Genomic DNA, 624 nt, shown 5'->3' on the forward strand with positions numbered 1-624 from the left:
TCGGCCCAGGGCCAGGCCATGGGCGTTCTCGCAGCCAAGGCACGGAAAACCGTGCTGCTGACCGGAACGCTCATGGGCGGCTACGCCGACGACCTGTTCTACCTCCTGTTCCGCATCCTCACCCAGCGCATGATCGAGGACGGCTACCGGCCCAACGCGCGTGGCAGCATGGCTCCAGCAGCCATGTCGTTCATGCGCGACCACGGCGTGCTCAAGGACATCTACACCGAACGCGATGGTGACTCGCACAAGACAGCCCGGGGCAAGAAGCTCTCGGTACGCACGGTAAAGGCTCCCGGCTTCGGCCCGAAGGGCATCCACCGCTTCGTATTGCCGTTCACCGTGTTCCTGAAGCTCAAGGATATCGGTGGCAACGTACTGCCCGACTACCAGGAGGAGTTCGTCGACGTGCCTATGGCGCCTGATCAGGCTTCGGCCTATCAGCGCCTGGCGGCCACGCTGACAGCGGAGCTCCGCCAGGCTCTGGCGCGACGAGATACCACGCTCCTGGGCGTGGTCCTCAACGTGCTGCTGGCTTGGCCGGACTGCTGTTTCCGACCGGAGATCGTCAAGCATCCGCGAACCCGGGACACACTGGCCTTCGTGCCAGCGATCTTCGGCGAC

The 624-nt window shown here is 64.4% G+C and carries 1 pseudogene; it reads left to right on the plus strand.

Going from position 1 to position 624, the window contains the following annotated elements:
• Nucleotides 1-624: pseudogene (locus JHD77_RS30150) on the plus strand (DEAD/DEAH box helicase); the annotation flags it as partial.

The sequence above is a fragment of the Pseudomonas sp. P20 genome, from assembly GCF_016463925.1.
GTDB lineage: Bacteria > Pseudomonadota > Gammaproteobacteria > Pseudomonadales > Pseudomonadaceae > Pseudomonas > Pseudomonas aeruginosa.